Source organism: Phenylobacterium sp. CCH9-H3 (genome assembly GCF_001557235.1).
In the GTDB taxonomy this organism is placed as follows: domain Bacteria; phylum Pseudomonadota; class Alphaproteobacteria; order Caulobacterales; family Caulobacteraceae; genus Phenylobacterium.
This window is the reverse complement of the sequence record NZ_LSJI01000106.1, coordinates 1-23,907: the sequence shown is the minus strand read 5'-3', so window position 1 is coordinate 23,907 and position 23,907 is coordinate 1. Positions and strand designations below refer to the sequence as shown.

At 70.0% G+C, this 23,907-nt stretch carries 26 protein-coding genes and 1 pseudogene; 16 read left to right on the top strand and 11 right to left on the bottom strand.

Annotated features, from left to right (window positions below; genetic code table 11):
• Window positions 1-413 (top strand): methyl-accepting chemotaxis protein (locus tag AX721_RS10705; protein ID WP_231754710.1); only part of this gene is annotated, 413 nt, incomplete at its 5' end.
• On the opposite strand, the gene AX721_RS10700 is transcribed toward AX721_RS10705, so the two are convergent.
• Complete coding sequence (locus AX721_RS10700; protein WP_068876007.1) at window positions 410-1,060, bottom strand: DnaJ domain-containing protein; 651 nt, start codon at window positions 1,058-1,060, stop codon at window positions 410-412. The genes AX721_RS10705 and AX721_RS10700 overlap by 4 nt on opposite strands.
• Window positions 1,061-1,112: 52 nt before the next feature.
• Here AX721_RS10700 and AX721_RS10695 point away from each other — a divergent pair, with 52 nt between their 5' ends.
• From AX721_RS10695 to AX721_RS10680, 4 genes are all read left to right on the top strand, one after another.
• Window positions 1,113-1,385, top strand: a complete 273-nt coding sequence (locus AX721_RS10695; RefSeq protein WP_068876009.1) for a BolA family transcriptional regulator — start codon at window positions 1,113-1,115, stop codon at window positions 1,383-1,385.
• Between the two features lie 68 nt (window positions 1,386-1,453).
• Complete coding sequence (locus tag AX721_RS10690; protein ID WP_082765576.1) at window positions 1,454-1,960, top strand: 2Fe-2S iron-sulfur cluster-binding protein; 507 nt, start codon at window positions 1,454-1,456, stop codon at window positions 1,958-1,960.
• Entirely contained in the window at window positions 1,957-2,904 is a 948-nt protein-coding gene (locus tag AX721_RS10685) for a xanthine dehydrogenase family protein subunit M (protein ID WP_068876006.1), read from the top strand. Before AX721_RS10690 ends, AX721_RS10685 begins: the two co-directional genes overlap by 4 nt.
• Entirely contained in the window at window positions 2,901-5,165 is a 2,265-nt protein-coding gene (locus AX721_RS10680) for a xanthine dehydrogenase family protein molybdopterin-binding subunit (RefSeq protein WP_068876005.1), read from the top strand. Before AX721_RS10685 ends, AX721_RS10680 begins: the two co-directional genes overlap by 4 nt.
• A gap of 209 nt (window positions 5,166-5,374) precedes the next feature.
• Here AX721_RS10680 and AX721_RS10675 read toward each other — a convergent pair whose 3' ends face one another.
• Complete coding sequence (locus AX721_RS10675; protein WP_068876004.1) at window positions 5,375-5,746, bottom strand: response regulator; 372 nt, start codon at window positions 5,744-5,746, stop codon at window positions 5,375-5,377.
• 265 nt (window positions 5,747-6,011) lie between these two features.
• Between AX721_RS10675 and AX721_RS10670 the strand changes: the two genes are divergently transcribed.
• A complete protein-coding gene (locus AX721_RS10670) occupies window positions 6,012-6,221 on the top strand; it encodes a hypothetical protein (protein WP_068876003.1) in 210 nt (69 codons plus the stop codon).
• 160 nt (window positions 6,222-6,381) lie between these two features.
• Window positions 6,382-6,702, top strand: coding sequence for a UrcA family protein (locus AX721_RS10665; RefSeq protein WP_068876002.1), 321 nt, complete (start codon window positions 6,382-6,384; stop codon window positions 6,700-6,702).
• An 88-nt stretch (window positions 6,703-6,790) separates the two neighbouring features.
• Here the strand turns inward: AX721_RS10665 and AX721_RS10660 are convergent, their stop codons facing one another.
• A complete protein-coding gene (locus tag AX721_RS10660) occupies window positions 6,791-7,489 on the bottom strand; it encodes a pirin family protein (RefSeq protein WP_068876001.1) in 699 nt (232 codons plus the stop codon).
• A gap of 201 nt (window positions 7,490-7,690) precedes the next feature.
• On the opposite strand from AX721_RS10660, the gene AX721_RS10655 reads away from it, so the two are divergent.
• From AX721_RS10655 to AX721_RS10635, 6 genes are all read left to right on the top strand, one after another.
• Window positions 7,691-8,284: a beta/gamma crystallin-related protein gene (locus AX721_RS10655; protein ID WP_068876000.1), complete on the top strand. Its 594-nt coding sequence runs from the start codon at window positions 7,691-7,693 to the stop codon at window positions 8,282-8,284.
• 47 nt (window positions 8,285-8,331) lie between these two features.
• On the top strand, window positions 8,332-9,138 hold the full coding sequence (locus tag AX721_RS10650) for a peptidylprolyl isomerase (RefSeq protein WP_068875999.1): 807 nt from the start codon (window positions 8,332-8,334) through the stop codon (window positions 9,136-9,138).
• A gap of 75 nt (window positions 9,139-9,213) precedes the next feature.
• Window positions 9,214-9,390, top strand: coding sequence for a hypothetical protein (locus AX721_RS27340; protein ID WP_156467119.1), 177 nt, complete (start codon window positions 9,214-9,216; stop codon window positions 9,388-9,390).
• Between the two features lie 80 nt (window positions 9,391-9,470).
• Complete coding sequence (locus AX721_RS10645) at window positions 9,471-10,736, top strand: dicarboxylate/amino acid:cation symporter (RefSeq protein WP_068875998.1); 1,266 nt, start codon at window positions 9,471-9,473, stop codon at window positions 10,734-10,736.
• A 25-nt stretch (window positions 10,737-10,761) separates the two neighbouring features.
• On the top strand, window positions 10,762-11,532 hold the full coding sequence (locus tag AX721_RS10640; protein WP_068875997.1) for an acyl-CoA thioesterase domain-containing protein: 771 nt from the start codon (window positions 10,762-10,764) through the stop codon (window positions 11,530-11,532).
• Between the two features lie 11 nt (window positions 11,533-11,543).
• Entirely contained in the window at window positions 11,544-12,707 is a 1,164-nt protein-coding gene (locus AX721_RS10635) for a pyridoxal phosphate-dependent aminotransferase (protein WP_068875996.1), read from the top strand.
• Here AX721_RS10635 and AX721_RS10630 read toward each other — a convergent pair.
• Genes AX721_RS10630 through AX721_RS10620 form a run of 3 tightly spaced genes read right to left on the bottom strand, consistent with a single transcriptional unit; the run spans window position 12,689 to window position 17,274 of the window.
• Window positions 12,689-12,964 (bottom strand): DUF1294 domain-containing protein, encoded by a 276-nt coding sequence (locus tag AX721_RS10630; protein ID WP_068875995.1) that lies wholly within the window; start codon window positions 12,962-12,964, stop codon window positions 12,689-12,691. The genes AX721_RS10635 and AX721_RS10630 overlap by 19 nt on opposite strands.
• Window positions 12,965-12,989: 25 nt before the next feature.
• Window positions 12,990-13,601, bottom strand: a complete 612-nt coding sequence (locus AX721_RS10625) for a hypothetical protein (protein WP_068875994.1) — start codon at window positions 13,599-13,601, stop codon at window positions 12,990-12,992.
• Window positions 13,602-13,644: 43 nt separating this feature from the next.
• Window positions 13,645-17,274, bottom strand: a complete 3,630-nt coding sequence (locus tag AX721_RS10620) for a hydantoinase B/oxoprolinase family protein (protein ID WP_068875993.1) — start codon at window positions 17,272-17,274, stop codon at window positions 13,645-13,647.
• 343 nt (window positions 17,275-17,617) lie between these two features.
• On the opposite strand from AX721_RS10620, the gene AX721_RS10615 reads away from it, so the two are divergent.
• The 3 genes from AX721_RS10615 to AX721_RS10600 all read left to right on the top strand — a co-directional run bounded on the left by AX721_RS10615 (window position 17,618) and on the right by AX721_RS10600 (window position 19,022).
• The gene (locus AX721_RS10615) at window positions 17,618-18,349 is read left to right on the top strand and encodes an SOS response-associated peptidase family protein (RefSeq protein ID WP_068875992.1); all 732 of its coding nucleotides are present in this window, start codon (window positions 17,618-17,620) and stop codon (window positions 18,347-18,349) included.
• Between the two features lie 194 nt (window positions 18,350-18,543).
• The gene (locus AX721_RS10605) at window positions 18,544-18,792 is read left to right on the top strand and encodes a hypothetical protein (RefSeq protein WP_068875990.1); all 249 of its coding nucleotides are present in this window, start codon (window positions 18,544-18,546) and stop codon (window positions 18,790-18,792) included.
• 50 nt (window positions 18,793-18,842) lie between these two features.
• The gene (locus AX721_RS10600; RefSeq protein ID WP_068875989.1) at window positions 18,843-19,022 is read left to right on the top strand and encodes a hypothetical protein; all 180 of its coding nucleotides are present in this window, start codon (window positions 18,843-18,845) and stop codon (window positions 19,020-19,022) included.
• Between the two features lie 341 nt (window positions 19,023-19,363).
• Here the strand turns inward: AX721_RS10600 and AX721_RS10595 are convergent, their stop codons facing one another.
• From AX721_RS10595 to AX721_RS28295, 5 genes and pseudogenes are all read right to left on the bottom strand, one after another.
• The gene (locus tag AX721_RS10595; protein ID WP_068875988.1) at window positions 19,364-19,651 is read right to left on the bottom strand and encodes a hypothetical protein; all 288 of its coding nucleotides are present in this window, start codon (window positions 19,649-19,651) and stop codon (window positions 19,364-19,366) included.
• A gap of 2 nt (window positions 19,652-19,653) precedes the next feature.
• A complete protein-coding gene (locus tag AX721_RS10590; protein ID WP_068875987.1) occupies window positions 19,654-19,857 on the bottom strand; it encodes a hypothetical protein in 204 nt (67 codons plus the stop codon).
• 11 nt (window positions 19,858-19,868) lie between these two features.
• A complete protein-coding gene (locus AX721_RS10585; RefSeq protein WP_068875986.1) occupies window positions 19,869-23,060 on the bottom strand; it encodes an error-prone DNA polymerase in 3,192 nt (1,063 codons plus the stop codon).
• Window positions 23,057-23,524, bottom strand: a complete 468-nt coding sequence (locus AX721_RS10580) for a hypothetical protein (RefSeq protein ID WP_068875985.1) — start codon at window positions 23,522-23,524, stop codon at window positions 23,057-23,059. Before AX721_RS10580 ends, AX721_RS10585 begins: the two co-directional genes overlap by 4 nt.
• 143 nt (window positions 23,525-23,667) lie before the next feature.
• Window positions 23,668-23,907: pseudogene (locus tag AX721_RS28295) on the bottom strand (type VI secretion protein); the annotation flags it as partial.

Here is a 23,907-nt window from a genome sequence, read left to right as displayed (position 1 = left end):
GCAAGGGCTTCGCGGTCGTCGCCTCGGAAGTGCGGGCCCTGGCCCAGCGCTCGGCGCAGGCGGCCAAGGAGATCAAGACCCTGATCAACGAGTCCGGCGCGCACGTGCAGGCCGGCGTGGCCCTGGTCGGCCAGACGGGCGAGGCGCTGAGCGCCATCTCCGAACGGGTCGGCGCCATCGACACCCTGGTGGCCGACATGGCCTGGTCGGCGCAGGAGCAGACCCGCGCGATCTCGGAGGTGAACATCGCGGTGAACCAGCTGGATCAGCTGACCCAGCAGAACGCCGCCATGGTGGAGGAAACCACCGCCGCCACCCACACCCTGCACAATCAGAGCGCGGACCTGTCGCGGCTGATCGGCGGCTTCACCGTCGGCGCGACGGCCCCGGCCAGGCTGCGGTCGGCCGCCTAGACCATCCCGGCCTTGCGGAGCGACTGGTACGAGCGGATCACCCGCTGGAGCCGGTGCTCGCCCGACCGGTCGCCGTTGTTGGCGTCGGGGTGCAGCCGGCGCACGAGCTCGGTGTAGCGGGCGCGGATCTTGGCGCTGTCGGCGTCTTCGTCCAGGTCCAGGTCGGCGAGGGCGTTGCGCTCGATCTTCCCCAGCTTGCGCCGTTCCGGCTCGGGCCGGCGCGCGTGCTGCCCGCCGCCGCCGAACATGTTGAAGGGATCGCGATAGCCCTCGCCGCTGCCGAACTTGGCGGTGAAGGCGGCGGCCTCGCGGCTCATGCGTCCGGCCTTCATCTCCCAGGTGGGCCGCCCGCCGGTCATCAGCTCTTCCTGCTGGCGCCGGCGCACCTCGGCCTCGGGCAGGCCGGCGAAGAAGTTCCAGTTGCGATTGTACTCGGCCGCATGCGGCTGGCAGAACCAGTAGTGCTCGTTCAGCATGTCCCGGGCCTTGGGCGCGCGCGCCGTCGCCGGCCGCCGGCAGCCGGGATGGTCGCAGGCCCGCTCGCCGGGTTTGAGCGCATGGACGTCGTCCTCCGACTCATCCTTTTCGGACGGCGGGCGGACGCGGATGTCCACGAATTTTGGCTTGTATTGAAACGCGCCGGGCATGGGCCAAGTATGGGGGGGAGAAACTTCCCTGCAAGAATTGAAGATGCGGCCGATGGGCGCCATATTTGAAACGATCCAAGACAAGCTCACAGCGGCCTTCCAGCCCACGCGGCTGGAGATCGTCGACGACTCCCACCGGCATGCGGGCCACTCCGGCGCGCGCGAGGGTGGGGAAAGCCATTTCAACGTGACCATCGAGTCGCCCGCATTCTCGGGAACGCCTCGGGTCGCCCGACAGCGGATGGTCTACCACGCGCTGGCCGACGAGCTCGCCGGCCCGGTGCATGCCCTGTCGGTGAAGGCGCTGGCGCCCGGCGAGGGCTGAGGCGCACATTTGTGTTTTTTCGAGAGCCGCGCGCCTCAAGCGCGGCCGACAAGTCTGGAGGGGACGGGTTGCGGACGACCATCACCGTCAACGGCGAGGCGCGGTCGCTCGACCTCGATCCGCGAACGACGCTGCTCGACGCGCTGCGCGAGCACCTGACGCTCACCGGGACCAAGAAGGGCTGCGATCACGGCCAGTGTGGAGCCTGCACGGTCCTGGTGAACGGCGTGCGCATCAACGCCTGTCTGTCGCTGGCCGTCGCGCACGACGGCGACGAGGTGACGACCATCGAAGGCCTGGGGACGCCAGAACATCTACACCCCATGCAGCAGGCGTTCCTGACCCATGACGCCTATCAGTGCGGCTACTGCACGCCGGGCCAGATCTGCTCGGCTGTGGGCATGCTGCGCGAGGTTGAGGCTGGGCTTCCCAGCCACGCCACTCGGGACGTGCGCGCCGATGCGGTGCTGGACGGCGAGGAGATCCGCGAGCGGATGAGCGGGAACATCTGCCGTTGCTCCGCCTATCCCCAGATCGTCGCGGCGATCGCCGCCGTCGCCGGGGCCGAATCATGAGGCCGTTCACCTACGAGCGCGCCACCGACGTGCGCCAGGCGGTGCGGGCGGCCAGCGAGACGCCGGGGGCGCGGTTCCTGGCCGGCGGCACCAACCTGCTGGACCTCATGAAGCTGGAGATCGAGCGGCCGCAGCACCTGATCGACGTCAGCCGCCTGCCGCTGGCCGGGGTCGAGGACGCCGACGGCGGCCTGCGGATCGGCGCCATGGCCACGAACAGCCAGGTGGCCGGCGACCGGCGCGTCCGCGAGCGCTATCCCGTGCTGACCCAGGCCATCGTGTCGGGCGCCTCGGGCCAGTTGCGCAACAAGGCGACCACCGGCGGCAACCTGCTCCAGCGGACGCGGTGCCCGTACTTCTACGACACCACCAAGCCCTGCAATAAGCGCGTGCCCGGCGAAGGCTGCGCGGCGCGGGAGGGCGTCAGCCGCGAGACCGCGATCCTGGGGGCCAGCACCTCGTGCATCGCCGTCCATCCCTCCGACATGGCGGTCGCCATGGTCGCGTTGGGCGCGGAGGTCGAGACCCACACGCCCGCGGGCGATACGCGGCGGTTCCCGCTGATGGAACTGCATCGGCTGCCGGGCGAGACGCCGCACATCGAGACGCACCTGGTCCCGGGCGAGCTGATCACGGCCGTGGTGCTGCCCCCGCCGCCGCCGGGTCGCCAGATCTATCGCAAGGCCCGCGACCGGGCGTCCTACGCCACGGCGCACGCCAGCATCGCCATCGCGGGCGGGCAGGTGGCCCTGGGCGGCCTGGCGCACAAGCCGTGGCGCGCCGCAGCCGCCGAGGCCGCCCTCGCAGCGGGCGCATCGCCCACCGAGGCGATGGGCGCCGAACTCGCGGACGCCACGGTCGGCGAGATGAACGCATTCAAGGTCCCCCTGGCCACCCGGCTGTTCGCCGCGGCGATTGAAGAGATCTCGGGAGCGGCGGCATGAGTTCGGTGCATGACTGGGCGGCGCCCAATCCCGTCACGACCAACCGCTCGGGCCTGATCGGGAAAGGTGTCGACCGCTACGAAGGCCCGCTCAAGGTCACCGGCACGGCCCCCTACGCCTACGAGGTCCAGCCGCCTTCGCCGCCGGCCTATGGGGTGATGATCGGCTCGGCCATCGCCACCGGCCGGATCGCCGCGGTGGACGCGGCCGAGGCTGAGGCCGCCCCGGGCGTCCTGGCGGTCTGGACGCACCTCAACGTTCCGTCCCAGCCCCCGCGCGGAACGAAGGCCCATCCGCGGAGCACCGCCGGCTCGCGGCCCGCGCTGGAGAGCGATCGGGTCACCCACTGGGGCCAGCCGGTCGCCCTGGTGGTCGCCGACACGCTGGAAAACGCCATCGCCGCCTCGGTCCTGGTGCGCCTGAGCTACCAGGCCGGGACGCCTGACGTGGACTTCAACGCGCGCCTGCCCGACGCCGGCCAGCCACCCGGCGAGCAGGACATGGAGATCGGGGATTTCGACGCCGGCTTCGCCGCCTCGCCCGTGAAGCTGGACGAGACCTGGTCCACGCCGATCCAGAACCACTGCCAGATGGAGCCCTGCGCCTCGCTCGCGTGGTGGGAGGGCGACAAGTGCATCGCCCACACCTCGGTCCAGATGGTGAAACCGGCGCAGCATGGCCTGGCCGAGACCCTGGGCATCGACCGCGACGCCGTCCACCTGATGACCCGCTACATCGGCGGCGGCTTCGGCGGGAAGGGCCAGACCTATGACGACCTGACGCTGGCGGCCCTGGCCGCGCGCGCCCTGGGCCGGCCGGTGAAGGTGGCCTTCAGCCGCCAGCAGATGATGCACGGCACGATCCACCGCCCGGCGACGGTGCAGCGGGTGCGGCTGGGCGCCGAGAAGGACGGCCGGCTCAACGCCTTCTCGATCATGACCTGGACCCACTGCCACCAGGATGGGACGTTCACCGAGCACGCCTCCAACTTCGCCCGGGCGCTTTATGCGGCCCCCAACCGCCTGACCGGCCATCGGCTGGCGAAGCTGGACCTACCGGGCGCCGGGCCGATGCGCGCGCCGGGCGAGGCGTCCGGCACGCTCAGCCTGGAATGCGCCATGGACGAGCTGGCGGAGCAGCTCGGCCTGGATCCCGTCGAGCTGCGGATCCGCAACGAGCCGCCCGTCGACCCGGAGAACGGGCGCCCCTTCTCGCAGCGCCAGCTGGTCCGCTGCCTGCGCGAGGGGGCGCAGATGTTCGGCTGGGACCGGCGCCTGCCGACGCCCGGCCGGGTGCGCGACGGACGCTGGCTGGTGGGCCTCGGGATGGCCGCCGCGATCCGCGGCAACTTCCTGCTGCCGGCCAAGTGCAGCTTCTCGGTCGACGCCGAGGGGGTGATCACCGTGCGCCAGGGCATGACCGACATCGGCACCGGCACCTACACCGTCCTGGCCCAGATCGCGGCCGAGACCCTGGGGGTGCCGCTGGGCGTGGTGAAGGTCGAGATCGGCGACAGCGAGCTGCCGCCGGCCCCTGGGTCGGGGGGCCAGTTCGGCGCGGCCTCGGCCGGCTCGGCCGCGCTGGCGGCGGGGATGAACCTGCGCAAGGCCATCGCCGAACTCGCCACCGGCGATCCGGCCTCGCCCCTCTATGGCGGCGACCCGCAACGGGTGACCTTCCAGGACGGCGTGGTGGCGATCGAGAACCGGTCCGAGACCCTCGCGGCCCTCGTCCGCCGCGCTGCGCCCGACGGGCTGACGGTGGAAGGCGACAGCCGTCCTCCGCCGGACATGCGCGAGTGGAGCACCCAGACCTACGGCAGCCACTTCTGCGAGGTCGGCGTCGATCCGGTGACAGGGGAGGTGCGGGTTCGGCGGATGCTGGGGGTCTTCGCCGCGGGCCGGATCCTCAACGAGAAGACGGCGCGAAGCCAGCTCACGGGCGGCATGATCTGGGGAATCGGCTCGGCGCTGACCGAAGGCAACGCGGTGGATCCGCGCCACGGCTCGCTGATCGGCCAGGACCTGGCCCAGTACCTCGTGCCGGTCCAGGCCGACATCGGAGACCTGGAGGCCATCATGCTCGACGAGGTCGACGACAAGGCCAACCCGATGGGGATCAAGGGCGTCGGCGAACTGGGCAACTCGGGCGCCGGGGCGGCGGTGGCGAATGCGATCTACAACGCCTGCGGCGTCCGCGTCCGAGACTATCCGATCACGCCGGACAAGCTGCTGGCCGGGCTGATAGCCAAAGGTATGTAGACCCTTTCCAAAAGCGCAGAACCATTATGCACAAAAGGTAACTACCGGAGGGTCAGGCTCCACCGTATCTCCTGCGTCACCGGCGCCGAGCCGGCGGAAAGGAGACAAGACCGTGAAACTGCTGCTGGCGATTTCAACCCTGCTGGGCTCGGCGAGCCTGCTGATCACCGACTGGGCCGGTCAGGCCTTCCCGTACCTGTAGCGCGGGTCTAGCGCGCCTTCAGCTCGCCCAGCACGCGCGCCAGATCGCCCTCGCGGAAGGGCTTCTGCAGCACCGGCGAGCCCCTGTCGACATCGCGAAGCCCCGCATCGCCGTAGCCCGTGGCGAAGGCGAAGGGCGCGCCCCTCTCCCGCAGCAGGTCTGCGAGCGGGAAGATCGGCTGGCCACCCAGGTTCACGTCCAGGACGGCGCAGTCCAGTTCGGCCGCCTTGGCCAGTTCGATCGCCTCGTCGAGGCGCGAAGCGGGACCCACGACGGTGCAGCCGAGGTCGCTCAGCATGTCCTCGATCAGCATGGACACCATCATCTCGTCTTCCACCACGAGGACCCGTAGCCCCTCGAGGTTCGGCTGAACGGTCATTCCATGCACTCCAACTCGATGGCCAGCGTCATCCGGCATCGGCTCTTTCACACGTCTGTAGTTGAACATGACCCGAATGTCGCGGGCTGGGTACCGCCTTCGCGCATTGCGTGCATGCCTTTCCCCCGCGCCATTCGGGAGCTCAAACGGCCCGAGCTTGACCTTGGTTCCCTGCGCTCACCGGTCGCACGGGGTGCGACGCGGGGTCTTCGTGCTTTGGAAACCACTTTTCCCCAGAATCCTTCGCAGGTTGAGGGGAAATCCCATGTTCGACTTCACCGTGCGGGCCCGCAGCGGCCACTGGGTCCTCCAGGACGCCGAAGCCGGCGACCTCGGCGCCTACGAAACCCGTGACGAAGCCCTGGCGGCCGCCAGCGACTGGGTGCGCCTGATCGAGATGCCCTGGCCGGTGCTGGTCTGCGACGCCGACGGCGAATGGGACCAGACGGTGGTGGAGCCGACCTGCCTCCACTGACCTCGAACATTACGCGCGGTTTAAGTATTAAGTCGCTGTAATTTTCTTAAATCGGCGTCATTACTCCCTATTCACGGGAATTGGTCGGTCAGTCGAAGTATTCGTTTCCGTGCCGGCGGACAACACCGCCGGAGCACAGACCGCTCCGAAGGAAACGACCATGAACCTGACCAACAGCATCTCCGGCTTCGCCATGCTCGCCCTGGCCGCCCTGCCCATCGCCTCGCTGCCGGCCTCGGCCCTGGCCGCCCCGGCCCCCGCCTCGGTCAAGATCGCCGACATCAACCTGCTCACGCCCCAGGGCATGGCGACCTTCGACAAGCGCGCCGACTACGCCGCCCGCGACTTCTGCCGCGAAGAACGCAGCCTGAGCGTCGCCGCCGCCTGCCGCGTGGCGGTCAAAGAAGAACTCGCCGAAAAGGTCACCGCCATCCGGTCGGCCCGCCTCGAGCAGGCGTCCAAGACCTTCGCCGCCCGCTAGCTCTCCCTTCGATAAGCGGACGTGCGAAAGGGCCCGCGGCCACCCCCAAGCCGCGGGCCTAATCGCGTCTGCCGCCGACGCGCCGGGATCAGGCCGCGTCGACCAGAACGACTTCGGCGTCCTCCAGGGCCGTGACCCGCAGGACCTCCTCGTCCTTCACCGCCGCGCCGTCGCGGGCGTTCAGACGGACCCCGTTGACCTCCACGGCGCCCACGGCCGGCACCAGGTAGGCGTGGCGGTCCTTGCCCAACACATACTCCGTCGTCTCGCCGGCCCTCAAGGTCGCGCCGGAGACGCGCCCGTTGGTGCGGATCGGCAGGGCGTCCTCGTCGCCGGGGACACCGCTGGCCAGGGTCACGAACTTGCCCGCCCGGTCACCCTTGGGGAAAGGCTTGGCGCCCCAGCTGGGCCGGCCGCCTCGGTCGGAGGGCTCGATCCAGATCTGGAACAGCGTCGTGGTCTCGGGCTCCAAATTGTATTCGGCGTGACGGATGCCCGTGCCGGCGCTCATCACCTGGACGTCGCCAGCCGCGGTGCGGCCTTCGTTGCCCAGGCTGTCCTTGTGGGTGATCGCGCCCGTCCGGACATAGGTGATGATCTCCATGTCCGCGTGCGGGTGCGGGGGGAAGCCGGAATTCGGCGCAATCTCGTCGTCGTTCCACACCCGGATCGGGCCCCAGCCCATGTTGTCGGGGTCGTAGTAGTTGGCGAACGAGAAGTGATGGCGGGCCTTGAGCCAGCCGTGGTCGGCGCCGCCGAGGCGGGCGAAGGGTCTGCGGTCGATCATTTCAAACTCTCCCTTGCGAGGCGCGGGTCGCCGCGCCGTCTTCGGAGGTGAAGATAGTTGCTCCATTCTGGAGATAAATCCGCCGAAGTGCAGAAGATTGTATCCCTCAAGGAAATAATGACGCCCGCCTCTCCGAACGCTTCAGCCGCGGTTCATTACGGCCAAGCTCAACTGGCAGCCTAGAGGGTTGGAGGCCCGGAGATGACCAAGACGTTCTGTATCGCCGCGATCACGGCGCTCGCCCTGTCCGGCGCGGCCGAGGCCCAGCCGTTCCGCGGCGGATCGGCGACCCTTTACGACCAGCCCAACTTCCAGGGCAATTCGGTCACCATCACCCAGTCCGCGCCGGACCTGGGCAAGTGGCGTTTCAACGACCGGGCCCGGAGCGCACGGTTCGAGGGTCGCTGGCTGATCTGCGAGCACGACAACTTCAAAGGCCGGTGCCAGGAGGTCAGGGGCGAGGTTCCAAACCTGAACACCCTGGGCCTGATGGAACAGGTGTCATCCATCGAACCGGCTGGCCGGCCGGGCGGCGGACCCGGGCCGGGCTTCCCGGGGGCGCCCGGCGCGCGGGGGACCGAGGGGGCGGTCACCGTGTTCTTCCCACGCCCGACGCTGGGCGGCCTGGATGTCGCGGCCGGCGGCCGGGGCGCCAACATGTATTGCCGCCGCCAGGGACTCGGCCCTGCGGTCTGGTATGACTCGAGCGAGCGGGCCCGGGAGGCCGTGGGGCCCGACGGCGAACGGACCGGCCGCTCCAGCGTGCTGCGCGACCTGCTCTGCCGGAAGTATTGACCGGGCGCGCGGCGCCTGCCCCTCTCACGCCAAGGCGGGAGGGGCGGATGCTTCGGGTTCTGGGGATTTCCATCGCGGCGCTGGGCTTGATTGCGGCGGCGCCGGCAGGCGACTGGCGGCCGCTGGATCCGGAGAACACCCTGGTCGTCGAGACCACCAAGGGGCAGGTCGTGGTCGAGTTGCGCCCGGAGTTCGCGCCCAAGGCGGTCGAGCGCATCCGCCTGCTGGCCCGGGAGGGGATCTACAGCGCCCTGCAGTTCCACCGGGTGATCGACGGCTTCGTCGCCCAGACCGGCAATCCCGACAACCGGGACGGCGGAACCTCGCGCCACCCGGACCTGCCGCCCGAGTTCGGCTTCCGGATTCCCGCGGAGACGGCCGTCGTGGTCGTCGAGCGCAGCGACGCGCGGGAGGGCTTCGTCGGGGCCACTCCGTTCCAGGCCGTGTCGGCGGCGGAACAGGCCCGGGGCCCGGACGGGCGGCTGCGGGGCTGGGGCGCCTACTGTCCCGGCGTCGTGGGCATGGGCCGGCAGGCCGATCCCGGGACCGCCAACAGCGAGATCTTCTTCATGCGCGGGCCGTCGCGGCGGCTGGACCACGAGTACACCGTCGTCGGCCGGGTGGTGGCGGGGCGGCACGCGGTGATGGCCGTGGCGGTCGGCGAGCCCCCCAAGGTTCCGGACCTCATGCTGAAGGTCCGCATGCTGGCCGACATCCCTGACGCGGAACGGCCGAAGCTGGAGGTGATGGACACCCGCGGCCCGGCGTTCCAGGCCCGCGTGGCGGCGCTCCGCCAGGCGAAGGGCGCGGCGTTCACCGTCTGCGACGTCGAGGTCCCGATCCGGCTAAGGTGAAGCTCTGCGACGATACGCGCCATTGTTGCCGGGGGGGGCGTTCCGTACATCCAGTTGCAAGGGAACGGGACTGCAATGCGCTTCGAAGTCGTGGAGAGCGCGGGCGAGTGGATCGTCCGCAGCGAGGATCGTGAACTGGGCCGCTTCGCGGACCAGGACGCCGCCCTGCGCGATGTGACCGACCGGCTGCGCGCGGCCGACAGTTCCGAGCCCGCTTCCCTGGCGATGCGCTACGAGAACCGCGCCGCCTAACCTAAGCGCTTGCCGCCGGCGCCGACGCCGGGCCAGATCGCCCACAGTCCGGACAGCCGGAATCATGGAGCGCGGCGATCTTGAAATTCCTTCGATCCCTGAGCGTTCAGGTGCTGATCGCCCTGGCGGCCGGTCTCGCCGTCGGCGCGGTGGCCGCGGTCTACGGCGGCGATCCGGCCCGGCAGGCGATCGAGGGTTTCGAGGCGCTGGGCGGCCTCTGGCTCAACGCGCTGCGCATGACGGTCGTGCCGCTGATCTTCGCCGTCCTGGTCACGGGCATCGCCCAGGTGTCGGACGCGGCGGCCACCGGGCGGCTGGCCATGCGGGCCGTGCTCTGGTTCGTAGGTCTGCTGCTCGTCTCGGCCGTGACCTCGGTGCTGCTGGTCAACGGCATGCTGGCCGTCTGGCCCGTGGGCGAGGCCGCCGCCGCGGCGCTGCGCGCGGGCGCCCAGGCGCCGCCCGCCGACATCGCCACCGCCCCGGACTTCGTGGCCTGGGTGAAGAGCCTGGCGCCCGCCAACCCGATCAAGGCCGCGGCGGAGGACGCCATCCTCCCGGTGGTGGTCTTCGCCGTCTTCACCGGCTTCGCCCTCACGCGGCTGCCGGACGCGCGCGGCCGGACGCTGCTGGACGTGTTCCAGGCCATGGGCGAGGCGATGATCGTCATCGTCCGGTGGGTGCTGCTGGCCGCGCCGATCGGGGTCTTCGCCCTGGGCCTGGGGGTGGGGCTTCGCGCCGGCGTGGGCGCGGCGGGGATCCTCGGGCAGTACATCGTGGTGGCCTCGTTCACCGGCTTGGTGATCGCGGTCATCGCCTACGTCCTGGCGGTGACGGTGGGCCGGGTGCCGCTGGGCCGCTGGGCCCAGGCGACGTCGCCGGTGCTGGCCACGGCCTTTGCGACCCAGTCGTCGCTGGCCTGCCTGCCGGCCATGGTCGAACGTTCGCGCGACGACCTGGGCGTGCCGCAGCGGATCGCCAACTTGGTGCTTCCCCTGGCCGTGGCGGTGTTCCGGATGACCAGCCCGGCGGTGAACCTGGCGGTCTGCATCTTCGTGGCCCACGTCTACGGGCTCCAGCCCTCGGTCCTGCAGTACACCGGGGCGGTGTTCGTGGCCCTGGCGGTCAGCGTGGGTTCCGTGGGCCTGCCGGGGCAGGTGTCGTTCATCGTCAGCGTCGCCCCGATCTGCATCGCGCTGGGCCTGCCCATCGACCTGCTGCCGATCCTGCTGGCGGTGGAGGTGGCGCCGGACATCTTCCGCACCCTGGGCAATGTCAGCGGCGACATGGCGGTGACGGCGATCCTGGCGAAGGGCGAGACCGAGGCCGAGCCGGCTACCCAAGCTTGAGCGGTTCCGGCATGGTCGCCGGCGCATGAAGAACGAACCTTTCTTTCGAAAAGACCGCGACCTGTTCATCCCCACCACGGCCGGCATCGGCCCCTGGGACAAGAACTCGCTGCATGGCCGGGTGATCATCGGCCTGCTGGGCGCCGAGATCGAGCGCCGCTACGGCTCGCCCGAGTACATGCCCGCCCGCCTGACGGTCGACATGTACAAGCTGCCGGACCTGTCGCCGGTCGAGGTGGTGACGCGGACGGTCAAGGACGGCTACCGCATCAAGGTCATCGACGCCGAGTTCATCTCCGGCGGGGTCAGCGCCGGCCGCGCCACCTGCCAGCTGCTGCGCAAGACCGAGAACGCGCCCGGTCGGGTGTGGACGCGCGAGCCCTGGGGCGCGCCGCATCCCGACGACTTGCCCCAGGCGCCGGAGGGTCCGATGGGCAGCATGTGGAAGGTCAAGCCGATCTCCGGCCAGATGCGCGAGGTCGAGCCGCGCCGCCTCTGGATGGCCGAGGTCCGCGAGGTGGTGGACGGCGATGCGCTGACGCCCTTCGTGCGGGTCGCCGTCGCGGCCGACTTCGCCAGCCCCTTCGCCCACGTGGGCGATCAGGGCCTGGGCTACATCAACACCGACGTGACCGTGTACCTGCACCGCGAACCGGTCGGCGAGTGGATCGGGTTCGAGAGCCTGACCCATGGCGCCACCGACGGCGTCGCGGTCGGCGACTGCCTGCTGCACGACGCCGAGGGCCATATCGGCTCGGCGAGCTGCACGGCGCTGGCGCAGAAGCGGAAGCTGTAACACTTAAGGGCATGTTCGCCCCGACTCCGCGCCCCGAAATCCAGGACCTGCGGATCTCGAAAATCCGCGAGGTGGCCAACGCCGGCATGGGGCGGGACGACATCCTGGCCTTCTGGTTCGGCGAGGGCGACCAGCCGACACCCGCGTTCATCCGCCAGGCGGCGTCCGACGCGCTTCTGGCGGGCCGCACCTACTACACCCACAACCTGGGCCGGCCGCAGCTTCGCGAGGCGCTGTCCCGCTATCTCACCGGCCTGCACGGCGCGCCGATCGGCGTCGAGCGGATCGCGGTGAGCAGCGCCGGGGTCAGCGCGCTGATGCTCGCGGCCCAGCTCGTGCTTTCGCCCGGCGACCGGACGGTGGTGGCCGGGCCGATCTGGCCCAATGTGGTGGAAATCCCCAAGATCCTCTCCGGCGCGGTCGAGGTCGTGCCGGTCGAGGCGGGCCAAGGCCGCTGGCGCCTGGACATGGACCGGCTCATGGCCGCGCTCACGCCCGGCACGCGGGCGCTGATCATCAATTCGCCGAACAATCCCACCGGCTGGACCCTGCCGGCGGAAGAGCGTGCGGCGATCCTCGAACGCTGCCGCCGCTACGGCATCTGGCTCATCTGCGACGACGTCTACGAGCGCCTGACCTTCGATCGTCCCTCCGCCCCGTCGTTCCTGCCGCTGGCGACGCCCGAAGACCGGGTCATAGGGGTGAACAGCTTCTCCAAGGCCTGGCGGATGACCGGTTGGCGCCTGGGCTGGATGGTCTGTCCCCCGGCGCTGATGGAGGGGCTGGGCGTCCTGATCGAATACAACACCTCCTGCGCGCCGGATTTCATCCAGGAAGGCGCCCGAGTCGCCGTGGAGCAGGGCGAGCCGGTCGTGGCCGAGCTGCGATCCGAGCTGGCGACCGCCCGTGGCCAAGTGGTGGATGCGCTCCGCACGTTGCCGGGCGTGGAGGCCCCCATGCCGGACGGCGGACTCTATGCCTTCTTCCGCCTCGAGGGCTGCACGGACTCCCTGGCGCTCTGCAAGGATCTGATCGCCCGGGTCGGGCTGGGCCTGGCGCCGGGGGTCGCCTTCGGTCCGGAGGGCGAGGGCTGGTTGCGCTGGTGCTTCGCCGCCCGGCCGCAGAAGAACGCCGCGGGGCTGGAGCGGCTGGCCGCCTATCTCGGTAGCAGGTAGGCGAGGGCGGCCAGCGCCGCCGCCTGGACCCCGACGATCGCCCAGAGCGTGGTCCGGAAGGGCTCCTTGCGGGTCTTGTGCCTGAGCACCTGCTGGCCGATCAGCGCGCCGGGCGAGCCGCCCAGGGCAGCCAGCGTCAGCAGCCGCCGCTCGGGCAGGCGCCGGGCGCGCCGCTCCGCCGCCCGCTTGTCGAGGGCGAAGGCCGCGAACGTCGCGGTGTTGATCGCGATCAGATAGAGGCCCGCAAGCCCGAGCATGGGTCCGAGCCTGCGACCGCCAGGGTCAGTTGGTCGGGGCCGGCGGGGTGGGTTCGCCGTCCGTGGGCGCCGGCTCGGCCGCGGGAGTCTCGGCGGGCGGCGCCTGTTCCTCGTTCACCTTGAACGTGGCCCCCATGAGCTTGGCGCGGGTTTCCAGCGAGGCGGAGACGGTCTCGCAACGGGCGGGCAGGGCCCAGCTCATCCACTCCTGGGCCTTGCGGGCCTTGGTGACCTCCGGGCCCGTGCTCCAGATCAGCCGGCCCTGGCGCACGGCGTTGGCGCCCAGGGTGTTGATCGGGCGGACGGAAGCCTTCTCCGCGGCGGTCAGGGCGGCCTGGAAGGACTTGAGCTGGGCGCGCCCGTCCTTCTGCATCTGGGCGTAGACCTTCAGGTCGTCCTCGAGCCTGGTCCCTGGCTTGCGGAACTGGCTCTCGATGCGGGTGACCTCCGGCATCATCTCGTCGTGCATGTCGAGGTAGCCGCGCAGGGCGCCGTAGCACCAGGCCACGAACTGATAGTCGTCCTTGGGCGCGCCGGCGGGCAGGCGATCCTCGGCCGCCGCCGGGGCTTCGGGGGCGGGCGCGGCGGCCTCGGGGGCCTGGGCGAAGAGGGCGAGTGCGATAGCGAACGGCGTCATTCAGGACCTTGTGTGCATTGATTTTGTCAGCTTTGCGCCGGACCTACTTCGCGAGGCCGAAACCGCCGCCACCGGGGGTTTCGATCTCGATCGCGTCGCCAAGCTCCACCGTAACGGAGAAGCAGCCGGGAAGTTCACTAACCGCCCCCGACGCGGCGATCAAACGTTGCCGGCCCGGCAGGCCGGGCGCGCCGCCGGCCAGGCCCTGGGGCGCATGGTCCCGGCGAGATGAGAGCAGGGCCGCCTCCATGGGCGCCAGGAACCGGATGCGCCGCAGCGCGCCGTCGCCGCCGCGACGGGCCCCCGCGCCGCCCGATCCAGGGCGCACCCCGAACGCCTCCACGCGCACCGGGAACCGGCGCTCCAGGATTTCCGGATCGGTCAGGCGGGAGTTGGTCATGTGGGTGTGGATGGCGCTGGCGCCGTCGCGCTCAGCCGTCGCCCCGGCGCCGCCGCAGATGGTCTCGTAGTACTGCCGCTGCTCATCGCCGAAGGTGAAGTTGTTCATCGAGCCCTGGGCGTTGGCCATCACCCCCAGCGCCGCGTAGAGGGCGTCCACCACGTGCTGGCTGGTCTCGACGTTGCCGGCCACCACCGCGGCGGGCGGGTGCGGCGCCAGCATGGATCCGTCGCGGGTCAGGATCTTCAGCGGCTTCAGGCACCCCGCGTTCAGCGGGATGTCGTCGTCCACCAGGGTCCGGAAGACATACAGCGCCGCCGCATCGACGATGGCTGAGGGCGCGTTGAAGTTGGAGTCGAGCTGGCCGGCGCTGGCGGTGAAGTCGAGGGTGGCCTCCCGCGCGGTCGCATCGACCGTGGTGCGGACCACGATCTCGCCGCCGCCGTCCATGGGAACCCGGGCCTGCCCGTCGGAGAGACGGCCCACCGCCCGGCGCACGGCCTCCGCGGCGTTGTCCTGCACGAACCCCATGTAGCGGGCGACGGCCGCGGCCCCGTAGGTGTCGATCATCCCCGCCACGGCCGCCGCGCCCGCCTGGCAGGACGCCACCTGGGCCTTGAGGTCGGCCAGGTTGCGGTCCGGCGCCCGGGCGGGCCAGGCGCCCGCCGCCAGCGCGGCCCGCACCTCGGCCTCGAGGAAATGGCCGTCCCGCATGATCGGCAGGGCGTCCAGCATCACGCCCTCCTCGTCGATGGTCCGCGAGAACGGCGGCATCGAGCCGGGCTGGATCCCGCCGACGTCGGCGTGGTGCCCCCGGGCGGCGACGTAGAAGCTGGCCTGCGCATCGGTCGGCGCCATGAAGACCGGCATGACCACCGTAATGTCGGGCAGGTGCGTGCCGCCCGCGTAGGGGTTGTTCAGGGCGAAGGCCTGGCCGGGCTTCAGATCCGGGTGGCGGTCGCGGACCGCGCGGACCGATGCGCCCATGGAGCCCAGGTGGACCGGCATGTGCGGCGCGTTCGCCACCAGCCCGCCGTCGGCGTCGAACAGGGCGCACGAGAAGTCGAGCCGTTCCTTGATGTTCACCGAGTGGGCGGTGCGTTCCAGCGCCGCGCCCATGGCCTCGGCCACGCCCATGAAGCGGCGGTTGAAAAGCTCCAGCGTCACCGGGTCGGGGCGGTCGAGGGCGATGGGCTGGCGCGAGGCGGCGCCGGTCCGGGTGAGCCGGATCAGGCCCTCGGCGTCGGCCGAGGCGCGCCACCCCGGCAGGACCGCGATCTGGGTGTCGGGCCGGACGACGAGCGCGGGGCCGTCGATCGTCGTGAGCGCATCGGCGGGCGCGACGGGCGCCTCATGCCAGGCGCCGAGCGCGAACATGCGGACTTTTCCCTCCTGTTCATGGGGAGGCGCAGACGGCGAAGCCGTTGGGGTGGGGAAGTCACGACCGGGCTCGGCGTTCGAACGCGAACTCCCCACCCGTCTCTTCGCTTCGCTCGATCCACCCTCCCCATGAAGAGGAGGGAAGGCTTCCGCTTCCACGGCGGCGATCAGGATGGGCCGGTCGTGCTCGATGAAGCCGAACAGGCGCAGGTGAGCCTGTTCGAAGCCGGCCTTCGCCGTCGCCGCGTCGCTCAGCACCACCGGAAGCTCGGCGTCGGCGCCGTCGTACCGCAGGCGCAGGGTGCGGCGGACCTCGCCTGTCTCGGCGCCCTGGGCGGTCATGTCAGCACGAACGCCGGCCTCCAGATTGTCCAACGCGCCCTGTGCGACTCCGAGTCCGCTCGCCAGCGGCGCCTCCACGCCCGCCTGCCTCAGGGCCGAGACCTGGGCCTGGCCGATCCCCCAGGCCGACAGGACGCTGCCGTACTTCGGACACAGCACCTCGCCGACGCCCAGCGCCTCGGCGGTCTGGCAGGCCACCTGCCCCGCGGCCCCGCCGAACGCCACCAGGGCGTGCTCGCGCGGATCGAAGCCGCGCTCGGTGGAGATCCGGCGCACGGCTTGGGCCATCTGCTCCACCGCCACCGCGACGAAGCCCTCGGCGGCGGTCTCCACGTCCGCCGCGCCCATCTCGCGCGCCAGCGCCTCCACGCGCGCGCGGCTGGCGGCGGGATCCAGGGGCGCATCGCCCCGCGGCCCGAACACGGCCGGGAAGAAGCGAGGGTCCAGCCGGCCCAGCACCAGGTTGGCGTCGGTCACCGCCGCCGGCCCGCCACGGCCGTAGCAGGCGGGGCCTGGGTCGGCACCGGCGCTGGCGGGGCCGGCGCGGGCGCGCATGCCGTCGAAGGCGAGGACGGACCCGCCGCCCGCCGCCACCGTCTCCACGTCCAGCATGGGACTGCGCAGCTTCACGCCCGCCACGCGCGCCGCATCGCGCCGTTCCAGCCGGCCGGCGAAGCGGCAGACGTCGGTGGAGGTGCCGCCCATGTCGAAGCCCAACACGGCGTCGGCGCCCGCCTGCGTCGCCGTGCGCGCGACGCCCACCACGCCGCCCGCCGGGCCGGACACCACCGCGTCGCGGCCGCGGAACGCCTCGGCCCGGACCAGCCCCCCGGCCGAGGTCATGAAATAGAGCGGCGCGCCTGCCACCGCGTCCGCCACCCGCCGGACGTAGGCCTGCAGCACCGGCGTGAGGTAGGCGTCGGCCACCGTCGTCTCGGCGCGGGGCACGAAGCGGGGCAGGGGCGAGACCTCGGAGCTGAGCGCGACGAATTTGAACCCCGCGGCGCGCGCGATCTCGCCGGCCGCCTGCTCGTGGGCGGAATTGAGGTCGGCGTGCAGGAAGGCGATGGCGGCGGAGGTGAAGCCCTGGGCCACGGCCGCCTCCAGCTTCGCCCGCAGCGCCTCGCCATCCAGCGGCGTCACCACCGTCCCGTCGGCCGCCAGGCGCTCGGCCGCGTCGACCACGCCGTCGTAGAGCGGCGCGGGCCGGTCGATGTCGAGCGCGAACAGGTCCGGCCGCGCCTGGTCGCCGATGAGCAGCGCGTCGGCGAAGCCGGCGGTGGTCACGAACAGGGTCCGGGCGCCGCGCCGCTCCAGCAGGGCGTTGGTGGCGACGGTGGTCCCCATCTTGATCGCCGAGACCCGTTCCGCCGGGAAGGGCGCGCCGGGCGCCGCGCCGAGGATCCGCCGCATGGCCTCCACGGCTGCGTCCTCATAGGCCGGCGAAGCGGACAAGAGCTTGGCCGAGACCTCCTCGCCGTCGTTCGCGCGGCCGATCACGTCGGTGAACGTGCCGCCGCGATCGATCCAGAAGGAGAAGACCCTGTCCAAAACTTAACCCCTGGCGTGATTGTCACGCGCGCGCCGCGGTCGTAAGGCATGCCATAGCGAAATGAGCTTCTGGCGCAAAATCTCTTTTTCGCCCGTAGTGCATTGAAAGAAAAAGACGTTTTTGGGGGTGCGCTGTCCACCCTACAAACCGTCCTACAACTTCGATCACACCTTCGTGCCTCCGACCTCGGTCGATCCACCTGTCGTCCCGCAGCCTGTTTCACACCGCTTCGTCGGGCGCCAGCGAATCACCGAGGGCCGAATGAGCTGTGAGGCGCGGTCCGCATCGATCGGCAGCTTCACCGCACTTCAGCTGACCATGCCACGCTGCTAGCGTCGGCCGATGTGCAACCTATACGCCATGATGCGGGCCCGCGCCGAAGTCGCCGCCGCTGTCCGTGCAATGGATCGAAACAACAATCAGCCGCCGATGTCGGGCGTCTATCCCGACTACGCAGCGCCGGTCGTTCTCCGTGCAGATACCGGCGAGCGGCAGATGCGCGATCTGCGCTGGGGGATGCCTACCCCACAGAATGTCCAGTTCGAGGCGGCGAAGAAACGCGCCGACAAGCTTCGCGCGAAAGGGACGGAGTTCGATTTCAATGAGCTCCTGAAGATGGAGCCAGACAAGGGCGTCACCAACATCCGAAATACGGCCAGCCGCCATTGGCAGGCCTGGCTCGAACCCAAGTACCGCTGTCTGGTGCCGATGACCTCGTTCAGCGAGCCCGATCAGGTCGGGGGTACTTTCAAGCAGGTCTGGTACGCGCTCAGTGCGGACCGACCCCTATCGTTCTTCGCAGGCGTCTGGACCCCCTGGAGCTGCGTTCGGAAGATCAAGACAGGCTGGGAGGACTGCGAGGTCTTCGGCTTCCTGACGACAGAAGCGAACGCCGAGGTCGCACGTCACCACGACAAGGCGATGCCGGTGATCCTGACGGACCCGGCTGACTGGGACCTCTGGCTCAGCGACGCACCATGGGCCGAGGTCCGCCGGCTACAGCAGCCCCTGGAGGACGGCGCTCTTCAGATCGTCGGGCACGGCACCAAGGAAGACGAGGTCGCGCCCACTTGACGATGCTCAACTCGACGCGCTGGACATTCCGCCTGCTGGCGGCCGGTTGCGTGCTTCTCTCGCTGATGTGCATGGCCCTTGCGTGGGCGTGGACTCGGAAGGCGGACGAAGCCAGGTGCTACCGCGCTGCGCTGGCCGATGGAGAAACACCCGCCATCGCCGACACAGACTGTCGTGCGGAGCCCTGAGCCTCAATGCTCACGCTCACAGACATCCAGCGAGAGCTGAACGATCGGGCCGGCGTAGAAGCGACGGGTATCCGGCTCACGCGCCAGGAGTTCGATGACCTGGTGCGATCACGCGGTCGGCCGAGCGATCCCTTGATCCAGAGTGAGCGCTTTGGACGGCCCGCGCAGATCATGGGCATGGCGGTCACCTGGGTCGAGCGACCCGCAGCTCGGAAACTCCTGCCCGAGCTCAGGGCTCGCAAGGTGTCGCGCTAGTCGGAACCTCCGAGGCGCCGGTGGATTCATCGGCGACAAGGAGAAACGACATGAGCAAGCGCGAACGGGTCGATACGGGCACGGACAAGCGATACGTGCGCCGCGACGACCAGGGCCACTTCACCAGCGACCAGGTCAACGTCGGCAAGTCCTCCGCCGCCGACCAGCGCCAGCATGCGAAGCATGCCGCACCGAAGGGACAGGGCGATCGCGGCGATCGCCAGTCCTAACGTCGCCCCTCCGTATGCCGCATCTGCGATCCGGCGGACGCCCGACGGTCGCTACATCGTGGTCGACGGCCGTCTTTGGCGCGCCACGAACCGGGGCCTTTCCGCGGCCGAAGTCGAGCGGCACACCGGCGAACTCATGGCCGCCCGCCGCGCGGTCCGATCCGCGGGCTTGGTAGAGGATCCTGCTGCGCTGCGCGAAGCCCGCGCTCGCGTCCATGCCGCCAAGGTCGCGCTTGGCGAGCGCGGTCCGGTCTGGTGGACAGATGGAGCTCCGGACCTCTCCCGTCGCCTCCTGCGCAACACGCCATACGCCGCAACGACCTGACGAGATCTGACGGTCGTCAGCCGTCGAAAAGGTGCGGGAAGACGGCGATGTCGCTCCCGCGGCAGCCGCCTTCACCCTTGCAGCTGAGGCGCGGCACAAGGTCGGCGATCCGCGTGGCCTCGCGCCCCGCAAACCTGTCCGCCAGCATGGGCGGGGTCCACTCGACGAGCCGTTCGCAGGTCTTGCAGCAGATTGCCAAAGACCATCGGCTCTTGAGGTAGGTCTCGACCGTATCGTTCCCGACCTGGCCGACGTGAAATGCGGCCAGGGCCTTCTTGGGCGGCGGCTTCAGCGTCGAGGTCATCTTCAAATCCAGACCCGGGCTCGCCCTGGCGTGCGGCACATAATGCAGCGGGCGCGGCGGCGGATGTCCATCGGAGTCGCATCCGAGCCGCACAGCGTCCGAGCCTTGGCGGCGGGCAAGGTGGCAAGATGATCGCAGGCATCGCACTGGATCTTCAGCGTCTGGTCCGAGGCCAGCGAACGGTTGAGGTTCTGGAACATCGTCACGGCCGCGACCTTCAGTGGAAGTCGCGGCTGCGGATGAGGCGTCCGTCGACCCGAGACCGCGCGACGATCTCGCGCTGGTCTTCCCGCAGTTCCGAGAGGCGGCTGGTCAGGTCCTCGAAGTCGGCCGACACGAGATGGATCACGTCGCCTGCGCGCTGCACTTGTCCGTGGACGATCAGGAACGCGGACGTCATCACGGTGCGGCGGTGCTTATCGAAGGTGTCCTTCCATACGACGATGTTGGCGATGCCGGTCTCGTCCTCCAGCGTCATGAACACCACGCCCTTCGCGGTGCCGGGCCGCTGACGGACGGTGACAAGGCCCGCGACGCTCATCCGCCGACGGTCCCTTGCCTTCAACAGCGCGGCGCAGGGGGCCACCCCGCGGCTCGCGAGCGTGTCGCGGAAGAACAGCACCGGGTGCCCCTTCAGCGAGAGGCTGGTCGTCCGATAGTCCTCCGCCACGTGCTGGCTCGGCGCCATGAAGGGCAGCTGCACCTGGGCTTCGACGGTGCGCTGGCGCAGCAGCAGGGGCGCTGTCTCATCGGCGTCCCACTCGCCGCTCAAGCCCTTCACCGCCCAGAGCGTCTGACGCCGGTCCAGCCCCTGGCTGCGGAAAGCGTCCGCCTCGGCAAGGAGCTCCAGCCCGCGGCGCGACACCCAGCCACCGCGCGCAATGTCCAGCGGCGTCATCGGCAGGCCCGCGGCCCGGGCGGCGACGAGCTCTTCGGCCTCCGCCTTCTTGAAGCCCGTCACCTGCCGCAATCCCAGCCGCACGGCGCGGTAGGGCCGCCGCAGGTCTTCGGAGAGCTCCAGCGTACTGTTCCAGTCGCTGTAGGCGACGTCGGGCGGCCGCACCTCTACCCCGTGGGCCTGCGCATCCCGAACGAGCTGCGAGGGCTGGTAGAACCCCATCGGCTGGGCGTTGAGCAGCGACATCAGGAAGACGTCCGGGTGGCGCCACTTCACCCAGGCCGACGCGTAGACCAGCAGCGCGAAACTGATCGCATGGCTCTCCGGGAAACCGTAAGACCCAAAGCCTTCGATCTGGTGGAAGCAGCGGAGCGCGAACTCCTCCGGGTACCCACGGCCCGTGAGGCCATCCACGAACTTCGTCCCGTAGACCCCGACACTGCCGTAGTGGCGGAAGGTGGCCATCGAGCGCCGCAAGCCGTCGGCTTCGTTCTCCGAGAACTTGGCCGCCTCGATGGCGATGCGCATGGCCTGCTCCTGGAAGAGCGGGACGCCGAGGGTCTTGCCGAGGATGCCCTTCAGTTCGTCGGCGTCCCCATGGTCGGGATGCGGGGAGGGGTACTCGACCCGATCGGTTCCCTCACGCCGGCGAAGATAGGGATGGACCATGTCGCCCTGGATCGGGCCCGGGCGGACGATCGCCACCTCGATCACCAGGTCATAGAAGCGCCGGGGCTTCAGCCGCGGCAGCATGGACATCTGGGCCCGGCTCTCGACCTGGAACACGCCGACGGAGTCCGCCTTGCAGAGCATGTCGTAGACGCCCGGCTCCTCCTGCGGGATGTCGGCGATGTCCTCCAGGCCCAGGGTCGTCAGGCACTCCTTGAGTGCGGTCAGCATGCCGAGCGCCAGGACGTCGACCTTCATCAGGCCGAGCGCATCGATGTCGTCCTTGTCCCATTCGATGAAGGTTCGGTCCGGCATGGCCGCATTGCCGATCGGCACCGTCTCATCAAGACGACGCTTCGTGAGCACGTAGCCGCCCACGTGCTGCGACAGGTGCCGGGGGAAGCCCAGTAGCTGCTGTGCGAGGGTGTTCGCCCGCACGATCTCCGGCGCGGCCGGATCAAGGCCGGCCTGACGGATGTGCGCCTCGGGAATCTCGTCGCCCCAGCTGCCCCAGACCGTCTTGGCGAGGGCCGCGGTGATGTCCTCGGTCAGGCCCAGCGCCTTGCCCACCTCTCGGATGGCCATGCGTGGCCGGTAGTGGATGACCGTCGCCACGATGGCCGCGCGCTCGCGGCCGTAGCGGCGGTAGATGTACTGCATCACCTCCTCGCGCCGCTCATGCTCGAAGTCGACGTCGATGTCCGGCGGCTCGCCCCGGCTCTCGGAGATGAACCGAGAGAAGAGCAGGTCCTGGTCGGGCTTGGTGGGATCCACCGCAGTGACGCCCAGGCAGAAGCAAACGCAGGAGTTAGCGGCCGATCCCCGCCCTTGGCAGAGGATGCCCTCTGATCGCGCCCAGCGGACGATGTCGTGGACCGTCAGGAAGTAGTTCGGGAAGTTGAGGCGCTCGATGAGGTCGAGCTCCTTTTCGATGGTCTTCCGCACCTTGTCGGAAACCCCGCCCGGAAAGCGCCAGGCGGCGCCCTCCCACGCCAGGTCGCGCAGGTGCTGGATCGCGGACTTGCCCGCCGGCACCGGCTCATCGGGGTACTCATACTTGAGCTCGCTGAGATCGAAGCCGATCCGATCCGCGATCTCGAGACTGCGGTCCACCACCCCGGGGAAGCGCGCGAACAGCCGCTCCATCTCCGCCGGGCTCTTCAGGTGCCGCTCGGCATTCGCCTGAAGCAGCAGCCCGGCGGTCTGGATCGTCCGCCCTTCGCGCACGCAGGTCAGGACGTCCTGCAGGAAGCGTCGCTCCGGCCCGTGGTAGAGCACGTCGTTCGTGGCCACGAGCGGCGTTCCCGCCTGATCCGCCAGGGCGCCGAGGGCCGAGATGCGATTGAGGTCGCGAGGGCCATAGCGGCGTGTCGCCGCCAGCCATACGTCGCGACCAACGTTCCGGACCTGCTGCAGCGCGCCCGCGAACTCTCCTGTGAGCCGGTCGGGCGGGACCACGATGGTCAGCTGGCCCTCGGATGCCTCCCGGTAGTCCTCCCAAAGCAGCCGGCATTCGCCCTTCTTCGACCGGAGCTGCCCGACCGTCAGCAGCCGCGTCAGGCGTCCATAGGCCTCGCGATCCGTCGGATAGACCAACAGCTCGGGCGTGCCGTCCGCGAACACCAGCCGACATCCCGTCAGGGCTCTGATCGACCCACCCTGTTCCCTCAGCGTGCGAGCCTGCGACCAGGCTCGGACGACGCCGGCCAGCGTGTTGCGGTCACAGACGCCGATCGCCTCCACGCCCATCGCCGCGGCCCCGATCACCAGTTCCCCCGGATGAGACGCGCCGCGCAGGAACGAGAAGTTCGAGGCGGCCTGCAGTTCGGCGTAGCGCGTCATGGCGCGACCCCGTCCGGCGGGCGGACAGGCCCTGCGCTGTCGCCGCGGCTGCCATAGAAGTGAGCCACGCCGGTGAAGTGAAACGCTGTCGTCTCGAGCCCCTGGACGGCGACGTTGAGGGCCTGCCAATCGCGGCCGAAGGGTCGGCACCGCGACTGCAGCTGGCGGAGCGCTCGCGCGTAGGGTCGCAGCGCTTCGAAAACCGAAGTGACAGCCTCGCGCTCGCGCAGGTCCGCGGCGTCGCCCAGAGGTTCGCGGGGACCGTAGAAGTCGCGACGTCGCGTGAAGTGGAAGGCGGCCGTCTGCAGGCTCGAAAGCGTGATGTCGAGCGCGCTGCCGTCGCGTGAGAAGTAGCCGACCGCGGCCTGGAGCCCCCAGATCGCCTGGACGTACGGGCGCAGGGCCTCGAAGTCACGCGCCGCCGCATCGGGCGCGCCGAGCCCGGCAAAGGTCCGATGCACCATCAGCGGAGACCCCGCTGCAGGCGTGCGTCGTCAGCCGGCCGGGAGGCCGCCCTCGTGAAGTCCCCAATTCCCATGGATCGAACAAAAGCAGAACATTGGGCCGATGGCGAGTCCCATTGTTCCGATCTCAGTTCTCCGAACGGCTAGCGTTCGAGGCCTCGGCCGCGCGTCGGACCGGCGATTTGGGCGCCTTGGGGGGTGGGCAGAAGTTCGATCGTTCGGCCAAGGGCCGGGGTGGTCTGCCCGAACCTCAGCCGCGCGAAATGCTCGGCGCCGTCGCCGTCACGGACCATCACCCAGCTCGAACCGCCAAGCTCGTCGAAGTGACCCGTCTTCACAACACGGCCCTTCACGGCATGTTCGAGTTCGGCGGGCTCGCGGCC